Here is a 20,128-nt window from a genome sequence, read left to right on the forward strand (position 1 = left end):
AATTTTGGATGTCAAAATTTAATCCAAAATTGCCAAACCCCAATCTAAACTCGTCCCAGGACTATTCACTAATTGCTAACAACCAATCCTGGGCGGTCAATCCCCAAATTTTGCAGGTACATTGCTTCGAGTTTGGGCATCGACGATTCTACAGAACCGCCATAACGCCGAAAAGAAGGCCAGATGTAAGCGAGTTTTCTGACTGCTGGCTCCAATCGACCCGCTTCTATATCTTCTAAGGCACCTTTTTCTCGGATTAACTCTATAGCCATCAAATCTTGATTTTGGGGGCTGAAATCGCGGACGCCAAATTTTTTAGCAAATCTGTCCCAAGTTGTGCTGAGAAACTGATATCGCCCCGCTGCGTCGGAACATAGTTTTTTGCCATAGCGACGGCCGCACCTCATTTCCCTAGGATGATCTTGAAAGCTGACAAATTTCGTGCCGGTGTACTGAGTGCGGTAGCCGTCGGCGCTAGCAGTTCCTTCGGCGGCGGCAATTGTGTCGAGAAAGGCTTTTACTCGACGTTCCGGGCCGATGCTATCGAGTCTGTTATCCTGTATTGGCTCTGGTGAATTGAGGGTTGCAGTTTCCGATTCCCGATCGCGCTCGATGTTATCCTCTCCTTGGTCTGCTGAATCGATCGCCGCAACTTCCTGCAGGCGTTTCGGGGCGGGCGAGCTTTCTGGCGAGACCGATTGTGCCCACAGCAGTCTCGGCGTCATTCGACCTAAGAAAAAGCACAAACAGATTAATAAAGTCCACGAAAGTTTAAAACGGAGGCGTTTGGACAGTTGCCTGCGCTGCCGCACAGGCCACCCGTGCAGAGGGAGGGCTGCGGGCAAGATTCCCGTTTGCTGGCCGAAGGCGAACAGCGATTTCAGCGCTAGCAAGGTTTGCTTGTAGAAACCGGGTGCAAGTTTCCGAGATCTCATTGTTGCAGCGAAAGTCTCGACATCAGTCAGAGTCACTTCTGCCAGCGGTTTTTCTACAAACAGCCGAAAACGGTTGGCCGCCTGCCAGCTAAAGCGCTTGCTGCGGGGGGATTTTTGCTCCACCCAGAGGCGAATTAGCTCGATGTCTGAAATGGGTTGCAGATGGCTTCCCAGATGTTCTGGCGCGTACAAGAGTACCTCCTGATATCACTTCTAGTTGAAGGTTCCCAGTGAGAACGGATGAGTGAAACAGGGAGCAAGGGAAACTGGCTTCAACCATACTAAGTGATACTACTAAGCGCTCACCGGGTCAAGCTGAATGACCGATTGTTCGAGCAGTTGAGTGTAAAGTTGACCCAGTTGGGAGGCTATACCGTCCCAACTGAAATAGGTTTCGACGCGCTGGCGGCCTGTGTGTCCGAGTTGCTGGCACCATACTGAGTCCATTAACAAGCGATCGATCGCATCGGCAAAGGCTGCTTCATTTTTCGGCGGCGCAAGCAAACCTGTTTCTTTGGGCACTACAGTATATTTCAGCCCTCCCACGTCGGAGGCGATTACGGGGGTGCCGCAGGCCATCGCTTCAATGGCGACTAAACCGAAGGGTTCGTAGTGGCTGGGAACGACGCACACATCGGCGGCGGCGTAGTACCCAGGGAGAATGTCTCGGCTCAAGGCGCCGGGAAAACTGGTAATGTCGCTCAGGCCGAGTTCTTCAACGATGCTGCCGATACGATCGCGCTCTTTGCCATCGCTTTCCCCCTCACGCCACCCGCCGCCAATTATGAGTTTTAAATCGGCTTTGGGCACCGCCGACAGACTGACGGCGCGGACTAAGGTTTCTATGCCCTTGCGGGGGTCGAAACGGCCGACGTACAACACGACTTTGGTTTCCGGGGCTATGCCCAAGTGGCGGCGGGCGGTCGATCGGGCGATCGAGCCGAACCGTTCAGTGTCGGTACCGCAGGAAATGATGTCAATATTGCCTTTTGAGGAAACCAGAGACCTCATGTGTTCTTTTTCTTGGGGACTGGTAGCCACTACGCGATCGGCTGTTTCCAAAAGTGTTTTTTCGACTTGCAGCCTGGTTTTGGCAATCATCGGAATTGTCGAAACCGACTTGTATTTAATTGCTGCCAAAGAATGGTAAGTGTGAACTTGCAGCAGAGGTTGCGATTTTTTCAACTCCATTCCCACCCAAGAAGACAGCCAGTAATTGGTATGAACTAACGGATATTGAAAGCCTGACTCTAACTGAAACTTCTGAAATTCTTGAACAAAGATTGGCAAATATCCATAAAGTTCATCGCGGGGAATAAATTCCTGTGGCCCTGCTACTAGCCGAATTGTCCGGCAATTGGGACTGTGCTGTACAATTCTTGCTTGTTGGCGATCGGATAAGCGGGTGAACATATCAACTTGCCACCCCTGTTTAGCCAAAGCTTCTCCTACTTGACGCACGTAAACATTTTGCCCGCCCGCTTCTTCTTTGCCAATTTCTACAGCGGGATCACCGTGTACGGAGATGAGAGCGATGCGTTTTTTAGTTAAGGAATTCATGTTTTTTACCAAAAATTTAAAAATTCTTAGGAGAAGATTGAAAGTGCCATTTTGGCTGCTGCGCCGGGACTGGAATCTTCTAGCTAATTTGTATTAAAGTCAAAATGCGGGATCGATAAATCATCCTTCCGGGATAAGTTGCAGGGAAAAATTTACAAACGACTTCCTTCTGCTGACAGAGACGTGCAGCAGCTAAAAATCTAGATAATCTAAATGGAAATGAACGAGGGTGAAGGGAATTTTCCGTATTCTTGCCTGTGTCAAACTCGCACCTTCTAGCCATCTCTAACTAGAGCCTGCTTTTAGCTTGCTGCTAGAGATGCCAGATCGGTCGAAGGTATAGTTTTACCCCTCTGGATAAATAAGTAAAGGTTTCTCCAAAGCAGAAGTCGGTTGTCCCGAAGACCGAATGTTACAGGGCCAGCGAAAAAAAAGCAAAATTATTGCATTCAAAATTTTTCTTTCCTTCCGCCTTCGGCCTTCCTTCTTGCTTATTGCTTGTGGCTTCTTATGTCAAACCAGGAGTGCGAGTTTAACTTCTAATTTCCGGTTTGTCTAATCTTAAGAGTTCTTCCGATGTTTGCGTGGGGAGGATTCGCCGTTTTCGCTGTTGAGGATATTGTTTCGCGAACCAGGCATTCTGGAACCGTATCGGTTAGTCCAAACTTGGGTAAACTCGGCACCTAAGAAGAGAATTTGAGCGGAATAATTAATCCAAAGCAGGATAATCACGAACGATCCCGCAGCACCGTAGGTAGAGGCGATACCGCTACCTCCGAGGTAAACTCCAATTATGGATTTGCCGATCGTAAACAGCACTGAGGTGATGGCGGCGCCGATCCAAACATCATTCCAGGCAAGATGGACATCGGGCAGAAGTTTGTAAATTAACGCAAAAAGCAGCGTAACTACGCCAAAGGAGATAGCAAAGTCCACAATCTGCCAAATGTTGATTGGTAATTGCAGCAAGCCGTTCAACCAATAGCTGACGGCGGCTAAAATGGCACTAATTACTAAAGATACTAGCAGTAGAAAGCCTATGCCTAAAATCATGGCAAAAGACAATACGCGGTCTTGCAGAAATCCCCAAATTCCTCGTCCGGGGGGCGGTGAAACATTCCAAATAGTATTGAGGGCTTCTTTAAGATTAGTAAACACGTTGGAAGCGCCCCACAAAAGTGTAGCAATACCGACTAAAGTAGCAATCATTCCCGACTTTGGTTCGGAGGCTTTGAGGATGAGTTCTTGGACGGTTTGGGCGCCTTCTTTGCCGATTAAACTTTGGAGTTGGGCGACGATTTGACCTTGGGCTGCGTCTGCACCAAAGACTAAACCGGCGATCGCAATTACGATAATTAGCAGCGGGGCGAGGGAGAAGACTGTGTAATAGGCTAGGGCGGCGGCTAAGGTTGGCGCTTTATCTTCTTGCCATTCAGTAAAAGTTTGTTTGAGCAGCGATATGACTGTTTTTAAGTTCACGGTCTTTGGTTTCCTTATACTTATCGTCCAAGGGATCTTAATAGGTTAAGAGTATTTTAGCCTCAGCCACAAGATAGATTTATCGATTAGCAAATTCGGAAGATTACTTTTATGTCTGATTCCAACACAACTGTTAACACCACCGATATAACGTTGTCCAAAAAAGCAATTTCTTGGGCAAAATTGAGCGCCCTAGTAGCGCTGGTCAATTTTTTGCTGGTACTTTTCCATTTCAGTTACCTTCAGTTGCGGCCTGTTTATCAGAGCTACTTTCCAGGTTTAGTTAAAATTTATGACCCGATTAAAGGCATTGATTCAAGTTTACAAAATCCAGAATATTTGAAAAGCGCTGACCAGTTTTGGCGAATTGATGCGTTGTTTATCGGTTTTTTTGGGGCGGAATTTTTGATTAAAAGTCTGTTCCATACCCGCCGCAAACCGGGGGTAACTTGGTTGGATTTTGTGCTGAGGCGCTGGTACGAGGTGTTTCTGGTGATACCGATTTGGCAGGGGTGGCGGATTCTGCCGGTATTGGTGCGGCTTCACAAGTCGGGTTTGGTGAATCTCGATCGCGCAGTTGCTCAAGTTACCTACGAACCGGTGGCTTATTTAGCCAATACGATCTCGGAATACATGATGGTGCGGTTTATCAATCAAGCTAAAAGTTCGATCAAACAGGGCGACGCGGCGCAGATGTTGCTGGCGCAGCAGCCGTACCTTCATGTCAATCAGGAAAATACGATCGAACAAATTACCAAGCGGATTTTGGATCTGACAATTTACAAAGTTTTGCCACAGGTGCAACCAGATTTGGAAGAATTGCTGCACCACAATTTGGAAACAACAATCAAACAGTCGGATTTTTATCAAATCCTGCAAACTTTCTCTCCGATTAACATTTTGCCGACCGAGATGACGGAACAGCTAGCAAGTTATTTGACTCAAACTGCTGTGAATGTGGTATCTACTACTTATGAAGACGATAAAGGTAGAAAAATTCTCGATAATTTCAGCCAAGAATTTAATCAAAGTTTGCGGCGGGAATTGCAAGATGAGAAAACTCTCGGGGAATTGCAGTCGCTGCTGTCGGATTTGTTGGAAGAAGTGAAGTTGAATTACATTCAAGGCGGGTTGAAGTCCGATCCGGTGCAGACTTTTACGGAAATTAACTCGCTCCGGGGAGTAAGGGAAAGTTGATACAGCAATGAGTTCCGGTTTTGTGAATTGGATGGTTTGGAACGAACCGATGAAGCTCGCCTTAGCCCTATTATGGCGAAGGAGGATAAGAGAAGAGAAAGAGTTTACAAGTTCTACGGGTAAGGTGCGCCTCCTCGGCGCACCTACGAATAAGGGTAGTGGGGATATCCGAAATAGCGGGGTATAAACCTATCTGAATCCCAAGCTAAAATAAAAGAATTAACGTAAAACCTCTATCATATTAGATATCTATCTTGAACAACCTTACTTGCCTGGAAATAGAAGTCGCTCAAACAATGTTGAGGTTAGCAACGTTGGTGGGCTTAACACTTTTAATCGCCTTTTTTGTGGCGTCAGAACTAGCATTAGTATCAGCCGATCGCCATCAAATCCGCCAACTTGCCCAGTTGGACGATCGCCCAACGGCTAAAACCGCCGAACTCGTCCACCAAGCTCAGAACAACATACCGCATTACCTGTCTGTGACTCAAACTGGCACAACAGCAGGGAGTTTGCTGTTGGGTTGGTTGGGTGAGGGAGCGACTGTACACTGGATCGAACCGTGGATCGACAAATTGCCGATCGGTCATTTGTCCGCCGTGCTGACTGCTCATTCGATCGCAGTTCCCACAGCTTTTATCTTAGTAACTTACGTAGAAATAGTCTTAGGAGAACTAATCCCCAAAGTATTAGCAACCCACGCCCCAGAACGCACCGCTTTGCTGTTGATGCCTGCCCTCGAACTTTGCTCAAAATTACTGTGGCCGCTGCTAGCAATTCTCAACGGTACCGTGCGGCTGCTGACTGGTTGGATTACCAGTAAAGAGTCTCAACCGCTGCTATCACCTTCCCAGACCACTCTAGTTCAAAAAGATTCTCATTCGGCACTAATTTCTGGCCTATGGGAAGTGACAGCAGTTAACGAAAAACTTGGGTTAAATCTGCCGACTAACCAAGCTTACCAAACAATCGCCGGGTTCGTGATCCACAATTTAGGTAAAATGCCCAATCAAGGCGATCGGCTATTGTGGGGCGAGTTGGAAATAGAAGTAGAAAATGTAGTAGAAGGCAGTTTAGAAACAGTGCTACTGCGTCAGGTAACTCGCCCTTTGTTTGAGACTCAGCAGCCAGAACTTGTGTTGAATTGATAGCAAATCGGGGTACACATTTGATTGTAGTTCCAACCGTGATAATGGCATTGCAATGCGCCGCTACAAACCTTTCCTGGGGATAAAGGACTGCAGCGGTGCAACGAGCGATCGCGTAATGTCGCAGCTTGTCCATTTTCTGGGCGAAAAATTGCCAGCCACTCCCTGTCAGGCGATCGGGCTAAAACAGTATTACGTTGTAATTAGTCGCTCAGTGCGACAACTTACCAAAAATCTGCAAATTGCATAAAGCACAGTTTATGAGGTGGATATGCTGAAAACACTTTGGGCTACTGTTCGACAAGGGAAAATTGAACTGCTAGAGTCATCCTAATAGTTAAGAAATATTAAAAAGCGATGTAGTAATGCAGAAAAAGTGGGATAGTTGATTACTATAATAAATCTGTAGTAGAGCGTATTGAAATATAGGAGCTAAGGCTCAAAGCGAAAAAAGGAAAGTATTACGATTAAAAGCAACGATTATTCATCTGAGTTTGAGATAAAATCCAAAGAGAGTTATCCGATGCAAAAAAGTGTCGATGAAAATAACATTAACCCAGGACAACAGCTAAGGGAATTTATCAAGAAAATTTTTCCTGCTGATGTCAAAAATGACTCCTTTATTTCAAGAATAGATTATATTCTGCAAGCTGATGGAGAATTGAGAGATTTAGTTTACAATAGTACGATAAACTATGTAGTGCGACGGCTTATAGTAACCGCTGATTATTTTAAAAGAAAGTGTGAAAAAGAGAATAAAGGAAATGAAAAATTCATAACAGATTTGAGAGCTTTCCTGAAGGATGATATGCGCTTCCCTGAAAAGCATATCGGACTAATTATTGTCTTAATTAGTGAGTGTTGGGATAAGAGAAATGCAGACGTAGCAGACAGCACTAAACATAAAATAAGAAAGAGAGCCAGAAATAATAATAAGGCTTGCTATATCTGTGGCGGCGAACTGGAGTTTGATATAGGAGATTCATACAACTCAGTTCAAGTGGAGCATAAATGGCCGAAAGCAATGGGCGGTTCAAGTGATAATTTCAATCTTGAAGTCGCTTGCCAAAAATGTAATTGTAAAAAGTCCGATCATATAGATGCTAGCGATTTTCACTATGAAAAGATATGTCTCGTAAGTGATGAAAACGATCAACACTTTTCCACTGAGATGAACAGGGAATATGAATTGGCTTTATGGGCTAAAAGAGAATTTAAGTGTTCTATTTGTGAAAAATCAGCAGCCGATGCGGGAAAGTTAAAATTTGGACGCAAAAATCCCAATGATAGTTGGCATTTCTTAAATATAGAGATTTTTTGCGAAAAACATCACAAAATAAGGGGATAGTTATGACTGAACATAGGTGTTATTTTGGCAGTTTAATATCACAGCGCGCCGATAAAAATGTAACTCGTTTTTTTGTTTTTAATGCACGCGCAAAAGATTTGAAAGAGTGGTTGGGGATTCGACGAATAAAAGATGTCAAAAAAGGAGCGCAGCGTGTACTAAGAAAAGCTAGAGCTAGTGCAGTTACAAAATTTATAGAGGCTAGTTCAATCAATACAATTCCTAATAGTATACTTATAGCTTTTGATCCCGGCAAAGCAAAGTTTACTTCTTTAAGTAAAGAAATTATCGAAGGTATTATTCCAACAAATAGTCCCTTAGAAAACCCTGTCAACATATTGAATGGGTGTGAGAATCAACTCAATTGGGGAGTTATTGAGTTTTCATTTGAACGCAATGAACAAGAGGATGCTAAACCAGCACTTATTGTAGACGGACAGCACCGTCTTTATGGTATGTCTAATTTTGATAAAGAGGATTTACCAATAACAGTTGTTAGCTTAATAGATGCTAATCATCAAGAACAAGCTTTCCAGTTTATTGTAGTAAATAATAAAGCAGTACGAGTTTCAGCCGAAAATGTCAAATCTATTATTGCAGATTTTGATGAAGATGAACTTGAGAAACGACTTGTACTAGCGCGTGTGAAATATGGTGATAAGCCACTGATACTTAGATCTCTTAATGATTCTCCATCAAGCCCATTTCAAAATTTATTAAATTGGTCTTATAACAGAGAGATTACAGAAGAAACTCAGCTAGTGCCAATTACTGCCATAGAACAAACAATGCGATATATTCGTAAGTCATTTACAGTGCTTGAAAATGATGAAGATTCCTTAATCGAGTTTTTCTGTGCAACCTGGAGAGCGGTGAAAGGAAATTACCCAGAGCTTTTTGGAAAAAATAATCAATTTATGACGAAGGCAAATATTAGTGCTTTCAATGAGTATATCACTGACCGATTAGTATATTTTTGGGAGATGGATTTACTAGATGTATTTGAAAATGATGAAATTGAAGAAAAAGTGTTAGATATCATTAAACGTTTACCTAAAGAATTTTGGCTAAAAAATTGGAAGCTTAGAATTCAAGACACTCCCAATTTTAGAGACATCATAAAAAATGATTTAAAGACTATAATTACTAATTCAAAACTAGGCAAGGATTGGATGAATGGTTTAGAGTTGATTGAAACAGAGGAATAGAGAAGCTCCATATATTTGAAGCATTTGTTTTGCCCTTAAAAATCAAGTTCCAATTGTCTAACTAATCGATCGCGCCAGACAGGCCTGGGCGAGCCGCGGCCCGCCCACCGCGATCCGTTTACTTGACAGCAAGCTCAATCGCACCCCCAACCAACTGCTCGTAATCCTCTAACAACCACGGAGGCAAACAAGTATTCGCATCCTGAACCCGCAACTGTCCAGGGCGACAATACATCATCGCCGCCAACAAATTATTTACAGCTTTAGGTGCTCCAAACCCTTTACTCAACTCAGCAACCAACGAGTTAAAAAACTCGCGATCGCTCTCATGCAGCGGCTCGTTAATAAACCCGCTGCCCAGCATTGCTTTGTAACCCTTGCCAAAATCGCTCTGGTACAAAACTTCTACTTGTTCGCCGGAAACGCTCAGCCACAAATCGGCAATTTGCTTGCGAATTTGCCGCAAATCTGCTATCACCAATTCAGCCGTTGGGTCGATTTCATAGAGATTGACCGCAGCAGTTAATTGATTGAGAAACTGCGGCAGATAATCTTGTTTAACAAGTGGTTGTTCTGTTGTCGTAAATGCGCTTTCAAACACCTTTTCGTAATCTTCAAGCAACCACTGCGGCAAGCGGGTGCGAGCATCGGGAACCCGCATTTTTCCCGGAACAAAATACAGCATCGCACCCAGCAGAGCATTGATAGCTTGAGGCTGCACCAACCCTTTACTAATGTCGGTCAATTGCTGCAAAAATTTTTGTTCTGCTTCAGTCATTGCTTCTGCTTGCAAGCCACATCCGAGTATTGCTTGATATCCCTTGCGAACTTCTCCTCGGTAAAAATTTTCTAGTTTCTCGGAAGGAACAGTCAGCCAAAAATCAGCCATTTGTTTTCTGATTTGGCGGAGTTCCAAAACTACCGATTCGTCAGACGGATCAATGCGGTAAAGATTGACGCATCCTAACAGTTGATTCGCAAATTGCGGGGATTGAATGTACTGAGCTAGCAAGTCAGAACTTGAATCAGACTTGACGGCGGATTCTGTCTCAAAAACTTGTTCATAATCCCCAATTAACCAGTGCGGCAAACGGTTGCGAGCGTCGGGAATTCGCATGGTTTCCTGCGGGAAATACAGCATCGCGGCAAGCAAGGCGTTGACAGCTTTGGGATGGACTAATCCTTTGCTAATCTGGGTTAATTGCTGCAAAAACATTTGTTCGCTTTCCATCATCGGTTGACGTTGGAAATCGCTCTTTAGGAGGATTTTATAGCTGTTACCGGGCGTGCTTTTGTAAGCGGTTTCGAGGTTTTCGGTGGGAACGTTAAGCCAAAAATCAGCGATTTGTTTCCGGATTTGACGCAGTTCGGATATTGCTGAGATGTTTGATGAGTTTCTTTGGTAAAGCTTGAGGGCATTCGAGAGAATCTCGCCCAAATCTGGCTGCTTGGGAATGCTATCCTCTAAGTTTCGCGATGCTTCCAGGTGGCTGGTTTGCCATTGGCCAAAGAGTTGTTGGAATAATTTGCCGATCGCCCCAGAGTATGCAACACTGTCAAAACAGCGCGGATTGCCTTGCATTTTTTGCTGAATTTCCTGCCGTTTTTGCTGCCGCAATTGCGGGTTAGTGCCGAGGGTAACGGCTAGCTGAATGTAAGATGCTTCGTCATAAGCAATTAAATCAGGCATTTGCAGTTCCCGCAGCATTGCCGAACCTTGGCGGAACCGCAAAGCATTTCCTTCCACAACCACGGCCGGCAATCCTACTTGCAAAGGATCAATTAACGATGTTGCCCCAGCATAAGGATAGGAATCGAGATAAACATCTGCTAGCTGCAAAAATTCTTTCACATCCGCGCGACTAGGCAGTTGTTTTAGGAACCGCAAGCGGTTGTTATTGACGCCGTATTTAGCGCAAACAGCGTTGAGATTGTTGACAAAAGGTGTCGCCGGATAGGTGCGAGTCCAAGCCGGCCCGAAGGGATATAAAATCAAGATTGAATCGGGTACAGCAGCTAGAATTTTTACCCAAGTCTCCCTCAACTCCGGCAAAATTTTGTAGAAGTTGGCGCCGGAGATAAAAACTGTTGTATTGTCTGAAATCCCCAGACTTTGGCGGGTAGGTTTAACGGTAGCTACTTCCGATTCTGTTGCATATTTAAAACAAAAACCGCTGCCTTGGAGAACAGCCAACTGTTCGCGATATTGTTCTTGATAACTAGCATCCGGCGCGGTAAATTGGCCTGCGATGTAGTAATCCATGTGCCGGATGCCGGTGGTTGTCGGGGAACAGAAAGATGTAGTTTGTACCCTCGCTAAACGGTGAATTGCTAGTGAAGTCAGCGGTTTGTTAATAGCTGTTAAATTTGTACCGAAAAACAGGATATCTAAGTCGTCGGCGCGGATTGTTTGGACTTGCGATGCAAAGTCTTTCGGGAGTGCAACCAGTTTGTCGGCGCGACTTTGACAGTATTGTTCTAATTGGTGACCGCTGGTGTTGAGCGCGTACAGATAAATCTCGAACTCGTTGCGGTTTAAATGCTCGAAAACCGGGATTGTGGCGAAGGTTTCGGTTTGCGGCGCGAAATGGTCGTTGATGATGCCGAGGCGGATTTTTGTGCGATTTGGCGATCGCGCTGGGAAGATACAATCAATTGAACTGCCGCGATTCTTAAGCGAAAACTCAATAATTTCCGCCCGTTTGGTGTAAATATCGCGTAGGTTGGCAGTGGTAAAATAAAGCGGGATAAAGTTCGCAACTTGCGCGAACAACAAAGCAATATTTTGCCAAAGTGGCGAATCTGTATTTTTGAACAAATTACTATGTAAGTAATCAATCCAGCCTTGGATGAATAGATAGTAAGTGTCGGCTTCTCCTCGGCTTTGAAATACGTTTGGACAAGTAAACATGAATTTGAGATATTCGTTGGCGAACCAATTAGGCACTGTAGCGCGATCGTACTTGAGCGACAATTGGTCTGCCCGTAGGTACAGCATGGCTGCGAGCAGGTAATTGATGGCTTTTGGTTCGTTAAATCCTTTCGCCACATTGGCGACTAATTCGCTCACAAAAGTTTCTTCTGTATCCGTTAGCGGTTCATATCTAATGTCGGTGGCCAGCAGAGCTTGGTGCGCTTTTCCTATGTCGCCAGAATAAGCACTTGCAAGTTGATCTGCTAGTAAATTAAGCCAGATGTCAGCAATTTGTTTTCTCGCTTGGCGCACATTTGCTAATGCTGCTGAGTCTGACTGATTACTTTGATATTGTCCAACAATGCTGATTAGGGAAGTCATAGACACGGGTGCAGCAACAGATTTTTTAGCCGAAAGCTGAGTAGCTGCTATCAAAGCTGAGCTAACTTTTGTAGCCATTTCAGACCAAGAGAACTTTTTAACTTGTTCCAGACCAGCAGCAATTAATAATTGACGGCGGTCAAAGTTTTGAATTTCAATAAATGCCTTTGTCAGTTCATCAACATCCTCACCGTTCACATATAAAGCTGCTTGACCCAATACTTCAGGAATGGAGCTATTTGGAGAGGTAATTACTGGGCAACCGCAGGCTATGGCTTCCAGCAATGGCAAGCCGAAACCTTCATATTTTGAGGTCTGAACTAATGCTAAAGCGCCCGAGTAAGCGCTTCGCAATTCATCGTCGCTCAGTTTTAGCAGGTGAACTGTGATGTCGGAAGTGTATGCTTGCAACTCTGTCTCTAATGCCGAGTTACCGCCGACGCAGACAATCTCAAATAGATGTTTACTGCCAAATTGAGAGAAGGCTTTGAAGAAGAAAACGGCATTTTTATAGCCGTTAAATCCGACGCGATCGCCAACCCAAAGAAAGTAAGGCTTTGAAATACCATATTTCGTCTTTAATTGGTTAACTTCTACCAATGTCGATGGTAAGAATGTCCTATCAATTCCGCAATGAGCAATTGTTACCGACTCCTGAGAAATATCTGGAAAGCATTTTACTAAATCGCGGGCTGTATTTTCTGAAATTGCAAGGTATGCAGAAGCATGGCGGATACCCTGATGTTTCTCTTTCCACATCGGGTTAGCTAGATTCGCTCCCATGACTTCTGGAATCATGTCATAAGCCATGAAGACAGAGGGTGTCGCTCGCGGTGTAGTGTAGTAAGTAGAAATAAACAAATCGGCTTGTTCTTCATCGCAGATTTGCTGCAACATTTCGCGATCGCTTTCAGTATTACTATAGTCATAAGCTGCGACTTGCCGATAATTTATTCCGGCAATTTTTGGAGCAGTTCCATTGCGATCGAGCACTAGGATGTGCTGGCTGAAACTCTGACTTGCCCATTCTGTAATTAATGAATGCCAGACGCGGGTAATTCCAGATTTGTGTAGCTGAAACATTACGCCGTCTATGATAATTTTGGGCGATTGCTTTTGCGTTTCTGAAGTTGGGTGTTGTTGAGATTCGCTTGAGAGGAAAACAGCGGGCAGCAAACTAATTACTTTTGAGGAATTGCTGCATTTCAATCCTTCTCTAATCTGTGCGATCGCCGAATCTACCTCCCCTCTAGCAATCATTGAATGCGCCATTTTTAGAGCTTCGATCGCATAGTGTTCTTTCGCCTGATGAGATAATTGCTCAGCGATATTTTGGGGAAGGTATGATTGGGAAATTTTAATAGCCTTGTGAGCGTCTGCAATGTTCCCCCCAGACTGCATTAAGCGAGAAGTTTCTGAGGCTGAGTGCAGCCGGAAACACGCTAAAATCTGAGGCTCGTACCAAACTTTACAATGAGATGCAATTCTTTTCCACATCTCCCAGTCAGCAGCAGAAGCAGCTTGCGCCGAAAACCCACCCAATGTCTGGTAAACGCTGCGCTTGACAACAATAGAAGCAAATTGAATCCTTTGCCTGACTGCAATTCGCTCTAAGAAGTTTTCTATAATCCCCGCTGTTTCCCGTTCAATTTCCGATAAAAATTGCTTATTTCCGCCTGCATCTATATAGTAGTGGCGGCAGAAAGCAGCTCCTACATTTTGAGCTGTTTCTAATGCTGTTTGCAGACTATTGTAAAATCCTGGCAAGACAATATCATCTTGATGCAGGATGTGAACCCAATTACCGCGAGCACGCTGGATGCAATCATTCCAGTTAGCAATTTGGCCGAGGTTTTGAGATTGCTTGTAGAAAGAAATTCTACCGTTCCCGACTTTCTTGACAATTTCCTCTACCTCAGAATTTGCAGAGCAATCATCCACTACCTCTATCTGCATTTCGCTGGAGTTGGGAGCTTGTTCCAGAACGCTTTTGAGGGTTTGTTCAAGATAGTGATTTTTTGGGTTGTAAGTCGGTATTATTACTGACCAAAAAGGTCTTTGAGTGCTTGCCGATTCAGGAGCGATCGCGGAAACTGTAACTTTTTTACCCTCTTCCCCGTCCCCAACAAACTCTTGCAAAAACTTAGAATAATTTTCCGGGGTAATTTGCAAAGTTCTATTTACATCTATCTTAGGGATTAACTCATTTTGTACAAAAGTTTTTAGCTGTGGATGCCAACCGTATCGCTTTGTAGTATGCAAAACCGATCGCGCCGCTTTAAGAAACTGCCAGTTTTGCAGGAGAGCTTGACGAACCAGATTAAAATAGAAGTTAAAATTTAAGGGAATTTGCTGGTGAAATCGGCGTCGCGCTTCGGGAAATCCTTGCACAAGAGCAGTATAAGCACATTCAACGGCGTGTTCTACCGAGCAATCCGTCATTTCTAAAACTTGCTCTGATGACTGTTGCCAATATTCAAGATCGTGGGCGATCGAAGCATATACTGATGTAGATGCCAGCAACAACTGAATCATCGGTAACGGTTTAGCCCAATCTGTTAATACTGTCTGCGTTACGCCGCTAGAACAGCCAATTAAAAGACTGCAATATTTCGTTAACTCCGCATTTTCTCGCAGAGTCAACACGCTACCATCAATAATTCGTGCATCTGCTACTGGAATTTTCAGGTTAGACGAAAGAATAATGCTGCAATCCGGTAAGCGAGACAGCAGCGATTGAGCAACAGACAAAGCATATTCTGGCTTAACAAAAGATTGACTGCTACTGCCCGTAAATTCAAATAAAATAACATGACTGCGTTTCAGCAAGTTGTGCTGCTCAGCAAAATTGCGGACTCTTTCAATCTCATCAGTTCGCAGGCGCAGAATATTCTGGATGGGAACAGTAATCGGTTTTGGATAGCCGCGGAAAAGAGATGCTTTAGTAGTTCCATCATAATTTTGATAGTTATTTGGACTCACCTGCGTCAAAAATACTTCATCAAATTCACCGCGATTAAGACGCTGCTGTACTTGTTTTTCCAACTCATACCAAGCTGCTACTATTTGCTGCCAATTATTGGCGGGAAATTCCCAAATTTCATCGACAAATGGATTCTCTTCAATTACACTCCGGCACATAGATGAGATTGCCCAAGTTAAATGGCAGTTTGGATAATCATGCTTGATTTGCCGAGCCAAAGTAGTTGCATGAAGGCAATCACCATTTAAGCCAAGTTGTCCTAGCAATATTCGCTTGCCAGAAGACTGTTCAGAAGTAAAAAATCGTGACCAAGAACGTTCTGACTGCAAGCGCGGTATCTCAGTTTCTAGGGACTTCGCGCTTCCCTCCAGAACAATAAGTTGGTCAATGTAGGGATTGTTTTGCAGCGCCCTCTCACTTTCCGAAGTAGTGAACCATGTAATTATGCAGTTTGGTTCGCTGTTTTTTAGCTCTTGGGCTGTTGCCAAATATGGCGATATTTCCTGGGGCTGAAAAACCGCAAAACCGTAATGTTTGTGCATAGGTGTATAGGGGTAAGAAGCTGGCTGAGATAATTGTTTCATCATTCAAATACCTAAAGTTAGAGCGTAATTTTATCTAGTCTCGATCATCATAACTGCAAGTTGTCGCAGGTCTATGTTTGGTTGCCAGTGCAGGCTGTGCATTAGCGCGGGATTCGATACTAATCGCTTATATTCACTCTGAAAATTCTCAGCCGGCTCTACATAGCGCGTCCAATCCAAACCGAGGTGAGAAAAGCAGACTTCTATCCAATCTTTTATGGAATGAGTTTTGCCGGAACCGATCGCTGCTTCAAAAATATTATCCTGCTCAATCAATGTCATTATACCCTGTGCTACATCACCCGCAAATGTCCATTCTTTCTCTACAGAGATATCACCTATTTGCAGTTTTTCATCAGCACCCCGTAGAATCTGCTTAGCGGCGAGTACAATTTTTTGGCTGACATGATTTGGTTTTCTGAGAGGGCTTTCGTGATGGAATAAATATCCTACATAGGCTTTGATACCGAGACTTCTGTAATATCTGGCTGCATAAACTGATTGAATGCGAGCAACTGCATAAGCACTGCTTGCTTCAAAAGCAGTATCCTCAGAAATAGGATTGCCATCATTATAGAATTGAACACCACTACCTGTAATAAAAACTTTGGAGGTAGGGCTGTGTTTGTACACCGCTTCTAAAATATTTAGTGTACCAGTGGAAATTGCTGCATGATTTTCAAACAGCGCATCGTGTCGCGTCGTTGATTTCGCAGCTAAGTGAAATATATAGGTTGGTTTGTATTCTTTTACGAACTCCTCAACCTGCTCGCAGTCAGATACATCGCCACGAATCCAATCTCCCGATCGCGATAAGCCTGTAGGTTTGATTCCTTTGGACTTGCACAACTCACTGAGATAATATCCGTCTTGTCCGTTAGCACCAAAAATAAGAGCGTTCACAGTTTATTTTTCTGAAAAACAAAGGTGGCAAATGTATAACGACATCCTTCATAGATAAAATCTGGATTCGGACAATCCCACTGCGGAACGTCAGGGAACACACAATTTTTCAATAAAGGAAAAAGTCGTTGTCGGAAGTCTTTCTGAGTGTAAAGGCGGAAGTCTACTGCCGGAATGCGATCGCCTGGTTTATACTGATCGTTATAATCGCACGTTAAAATAGCAGTACCTCCCGGCGCCAAAAGTTCAGCGATTTGCGTCATAAACAGTTCGTCATTTTGAACGTGTTCTACCACAGATGTTGAAAAAATAATATCATAGCTGCCCTTGATAGTAGACGGTTTGTGGAAATAAACATTGAGATCGCAGTTAATCGCCGGGTCTATTTCTTCTAAGTGGTAGCCGAGTTTCTTCAAGGCAGCAGCAGCACTATCTTCATGACTACCAACGCATAAAATTTTAGGTTTTACTAATTGCGCTGCAAATTTGTGAACAGTGTCCAATATAAAAGCTTGCTGAATATTAGCTTCCGGTATTTTCCGCGCCATCATCTCAGGAACTAAGGCAAATAATTGATTAATTACAGGTTGGTACTGGCTTCGCGCTTCATCGTCCAAGATGCGATTCAATGATGTTACATTAGGAACCCCAACCTTAAAAGATTGTTGAGATAAATTGCTCTTGCGGCTTTGCTCTTGACCTAGCACTTTATCGAGAATTTGCTCATAATCCAAAATGAAACTAGCTTCGCTCCACTCATTGTAGAACGGCACAAGCGGCGCGATGCCATTATTAATAATTTGCGTCAAACTTGTATCTTCAATACAAATTGAAGGATTCGCCGAAAAGACGTGACGGTACATTCCGCATTTATTAATCGCCAGAGGGCGCTGAACAGCTAAAGCGTGTTCTAGCACACTTGAAATTCCTCGGTCTTTATGGGTGTCATAGAAAAAAGCATTCAGTGTATTACTTGCCAAAAAATTTAGCAATTCCTTTTTGCTTAAGAACTCGTGGTTGATGACAAGCTGTATGCCCGGTTTTGAAATAAGTTTGCGACAGTTTTCAGCAGTTGCCTTAGCAAACTGTCCTTGCTGCTCCACCACATTATTAAAAGGCAAATGAAGCACTATTTTGGCACGCTCAAATTCTTGTTGTACCAGGCCAACCAAACGCTCAAAGCCTTTGTCACTAAATCCAAAGCCAAAACTTCCTATAGTGACAACATCAGGCATATTTTTAGCATTAATGTAAGGAAAAATTAGGCGCTTCGTCTTAAAAACAATAGGATTATTTTTTACCAAAGTCGGATCGGGACATAAATGGTAGTCAAACAGTTCTGGGGTAGCTTTGTCTGCTTCCTCCTGAGTGACTTCGTGCATTATTCCTAGCTGCGGCATCTGGTGGTATCTCGTAATCTCCTTTGTCAACCAGGGCATCGTTGCCAAATAGTAATTGTAAATAATTGCAGCCGGATTTGTTTGAGATACTGCCTTCTTAAGTTCTGCGTAATTAGCACACTCTGCATAAGCAAAGGAATAGCGAGAAGATTTTTGCAGAGCTTCTTTAATATTGACACCGTACTGGTAAATACCGCATTGTTTTTGTTTATGGGAAACAATGAGTATAGTAGCTTTAGGCGATTCTGCAACTTTAATCTCTACTGCCTTCCGTTCAGCTTTAGGAAGCATTCCGAAATCTTCTAAAACTTCTTCAAATTTTGTTGCAAATTTCTGGGGATGCCAGTCTTTTTGCATTTGTTTGACTTGCGGTACAGAGGATGCGATCGCATCCTTCAAACTGTGGAACGGATACGGCTTAATGTAGCGCTGAATGTGCCGAAATGTTTCATTAGCTGAAATTGCTAATGGTCTTCCACTTGATATGGCTTGATCGGTAGTGGCTGAAAGTCCCGGCATATTTCTGTTGTAAAGAAAACAATTCAGCGTATTCTGGCTGCACCACTCAATTAGTTGGTCTTTGGTCAGAAATTCATTAGTAATAACTACTTGCACTCCGCGCTTCGCTACTTTCTTACACAATTCGCTTAAGTATTCTCCATAATTTCTTTTATGGATTTTCCAATAGTGATCGTCGCCATAGGTGGACGGCGGGATATTAATTCTGACAATCGCTTCATCAAATTCTTTGTTAACAGCGTCTACTACTAATTCAAACCCTTTACCTATGGTTGCAAATCCAAAACTACCGATAACTGGTATCGACGATTCGCGGTAAGGAGTAACCAAGGTAGGAACTTCCAAAGGGCGCGGGAAAGCGTATACTCTCTTGTCTGCCACATTCATGGTCGGATCGATCGCTAAATAAGCATCAAAATCGTTAGCAGGACACAGAACAAAGGGATTATTAGTCAACGTTTCCAGCACTAGCGTAGCTTTTAATCCTGGCAGCAACCCTACTTGTTTTGTGTTGAGCCAGCTCATCGTTTGATGATGATAATTGAAAATGTAAAATTCATAGTTATTTGGGATTTCACAAGCAGTTTGGCTAATTTCCAAATACTCAAGCTCGTACTTGCCCGAAAGCAATAAACATTCATAAGCCATTTTGCCCGACTCGTAGATGCTGCAATTGGCTTTAACTGTATTCAGAAACAAACCGCGCGGTTTTCTTAAGCTGGGAGTAAATATTACAGAGTCAGGTAATGCTGTATTCTCCGCTACGCCTAAACTAGAAAGGAATGCCTTTAGTTCACTATAATTTTTAGCATAAACTACCGGATTCTCCCAGTTATCCCAAAGCTTCTCTGGTAAGTCCCAGCCAACAATACAGCGAGGCTTATATCTATTAATCTCCGTTTGGCAAGCCGCGTTTATAGCACTTCCTTTCATCAACAAACCAATAGATTTATCTCCCACCTGAGATAACTCTTTAAGGTTCATTCGGCTGCAATCAATAATATTACTAGCGGTAAATTTAGGTTGAGCTGAACAGTAAAAATTTAGCTGAGGAAAATCTGAAGCTATCTGCTTCAGGTGTTCGTTTAAATAAAAATAGTTTTGATTAGAAAAAACTTCTCCATTTTCTACTAAAATGCTATTTTCTCTAACTTCTATTTCCTTCTCTGGCTGCCCAAAAAAGGTAATCATGGGGGTGTAAATCGGTATCGGCAGCAGGTATTTATGATTTAGATGCTGCTGATACATCTGGCGATTAAAGGTATGAACGTTATTTTGGTACGTCATCCCGTAGAGTTTGAAAATATCATCAAAAACGCCAAACCACATATTGACAAATATGGCATCATGGGGGCAGTTTGGCGTTGGTTCTGTGCCTTGGTATTCGCTGCCTTGATACAGCGCGATCGGCAAATCTAAATCCTGCCAAAGATAAGTAGAGACTTCAGCGCACTCCAGGGTAATTTTTTCCCCAGGGAAACTAACTCTAACCGCCTGAATTACGGCTCTTGTCAAAATCACATCACCGCTCTGAAAACTGTTATGAATGAAGAAATGGGTCATAGCTTT

12 protein-coding genes are annotated in these 20,128 nt (G+C 43.5%); 5 read left to right on the plus strand and 7 right to left on the minus strand.

The window, feature by feature from the left end:
• Window positions 1-68: 68 nt before the first annotated feature.
• The 3 genes from QUA23_RS05010 to QUA23_RS05020 form a co-directional block, all read right to left on the minus strand.
• Window positions 69-1,127 (minus strand): glycoside hydrolase family 104 protein, encoded by a 1,059-nt coding sequence (locus QUA23_RS05010; RefSeq protein ID WP_333074505.1) that lies wholly within the window; start codon window positions 1,125-1,127, stop codon window positions 69-71.
• A 102-nt stretch (window positions 1,128-1,229) separates the two neighbouring features.
• On the minus strand, window positions 1,230-2,495 hold the full coding sequence (locus QUA23_RS05015) for a glycosyltransferase family 1 protein (protein WP_333074507.1): 1,266 nt from the start codon (window positions 2,493-2,495) through the stop codon (window positions 1,230-1,232).
• Window positions 2,496-3,056: 561 nt separating this feature from the next.
• Window positions 3,057-3,974: a YihY/virulence factor BrkB family protein gene (locus QUA23_RS05020; RefSeq protein ID WP_333074508.1), complete on the minus strand. Its 918-nt coding sequence runs from the start codon at window positions 3,972-3,974 to the stop codon at window positions 3,057-3,059.
• A 111-nt stretch (window positions 3,975-4,085) separates the two neighbouring features.
• Between QUA23_RS05020 and QUA23_RS05025 the strand changes: the two genes are divergently transcribed.
• Entirely contained in the window at window positions 4,086-5,171 is a 1,086-nt protein-coding gene (locus tag QUA23_RS05025; protein ID WP_333074510.1) for a hypothetical protein, read from the plus strand.
• Between the two features lie 254 nt (window positions 5,172-5,425).
• Entirely contained in the window at window positions 5,426-6,319 is an 894-nt protein-coding gene (locus QUA23_RS05030; RefSeq protein ID WP_333074512.1) for a CNNM domain-containing protein, read from the plus strand.
• Here QUA23_RS05030 and QUA23_RS30985 read toward each other — a convergent pair.
• On the minus strand, window positions 6,292-6,477 hold the full coding sequence (locus QUA23_RS30985) for a Rieske 2Fe-2S domain-containing protein (protein ID WP_445243469.1): 186 nt from the start codon (window positions 6,475-6,477) through the stop codon (window positions 6,292-6,294). The two genes, QUA23_RS05030 and QUA23_RS30985, sit on opposite strands and share 28 nt — an antisense overlap.
• Between QUA23_RS30985 and QUA23_RS05035 the strand changes: the two genes are divergently transcribed.
• From QUA23_RS05035 to QUA23_RS05045, 3 genes are all read left to right on the plus strand, one after another.
• Window positions 6,438-6,569 carry a hypothetical protein gene (locus tag QUA23_RS05035; RefSeq protein WP_333074514.1) on the plus strand — a complete coding sequence of 44 codons (132 nt, stop codon included), beginning with the start codon at window positions 6,438-6,440 and terminating at the stop codon, window positions 6,567-6,569. The two genes, QUA23_RS30985 and QUA23_RS05035, sit on opposite strands and share 40 nt — an antisense overlap.
• A 273-nt stretch (window positions 6,570-6,842) precedes the next feature.
• Window positions 6,843-7,667, plus strand: a complete 825-nt coding sequence (locus QUA23_RS05040; RefSeq protein ID WP_333074515.1) for an HNH endonuclease — start codon at window positions 6,843-6,845, stop codon at window positions 7,665-7,667.
• A 2-nt stretch (window positions 7,668-7,669) separates the two neighbouring features.
• Window positions 7,670-8,875 (plus strand): DGQHR domain-containing protein, encoded by a 1,206-nt coding sequence (locus tag QUA23_RS05045; RefSeq protein WP_333074517.1) that lies wholly within the window; start codon window positions 7,670-7,672, stop codon window positions 8,873-8,875.
• 118 nt (window positions 8,876-8,993) lie between these two features.
• On the opposite strand, the gene QUA23_RS05050 is transcribed toward QUA23_RS05045, so the two are convergent.
• From QUA23_RS05050 to QUA23_RS05060, 3 genes are read right to left on the minus strand one after another with little or no spacing between them, the layout of a single operon-like run.
• Window positions 8,994-15,740: an O-linked N-acetylglucosamine transferase family protein gene (locus QUA23_RS05050; RefSeq protein ID WP_333074518.1), complete on the minus strand. Its 6,747-nt coding sequence runs from the start codon at window positions 15,738-15,740 to the stop codon at window positions 8,994-8,996.
• A 27-nt stretch (window positions 15,741-15,767) separates the two neighbouring features.
• On the minus strand, window positions 15,768-16,640 hold the full coding sequence (locus QUA23_RS05055; RefSeq protein ID WP_333074520.1) for a GDP-mannose 4,6-dehydratase: 873 nt from the start codon (window positions 16,638-16,640) through the stop codon (window positions 15,768-15,770).
• Window positions 16,637-20,122, minus strand: coding sequence for a methyltransferase domain-containing protein (locus QUA23_RS05060; RefSeq protein ID WP_333074522.1), 3,486 nt, complete (start codon window positions 20,120-20,122; stop codon window positions 16,637-16,639). The genes QUA23_RS05055 and QUA23_RS05060 overlap by 4 nt, the downstream gene beginning before the upstream one ends.
• Window positions 20,123-20,128 lie beyond the last annotated feature (6 nt).

It is taken from the genome of Microcoleus sp. Pol1C5, from assembly GCF_036701115.1.
In the GTDB taxonomy this organism is placed as follows: Bacteria; Cyanobacteriota; Cyanobacteriia; order Cyanobacteriales; family Microcoleaceae; genus Microcoleus.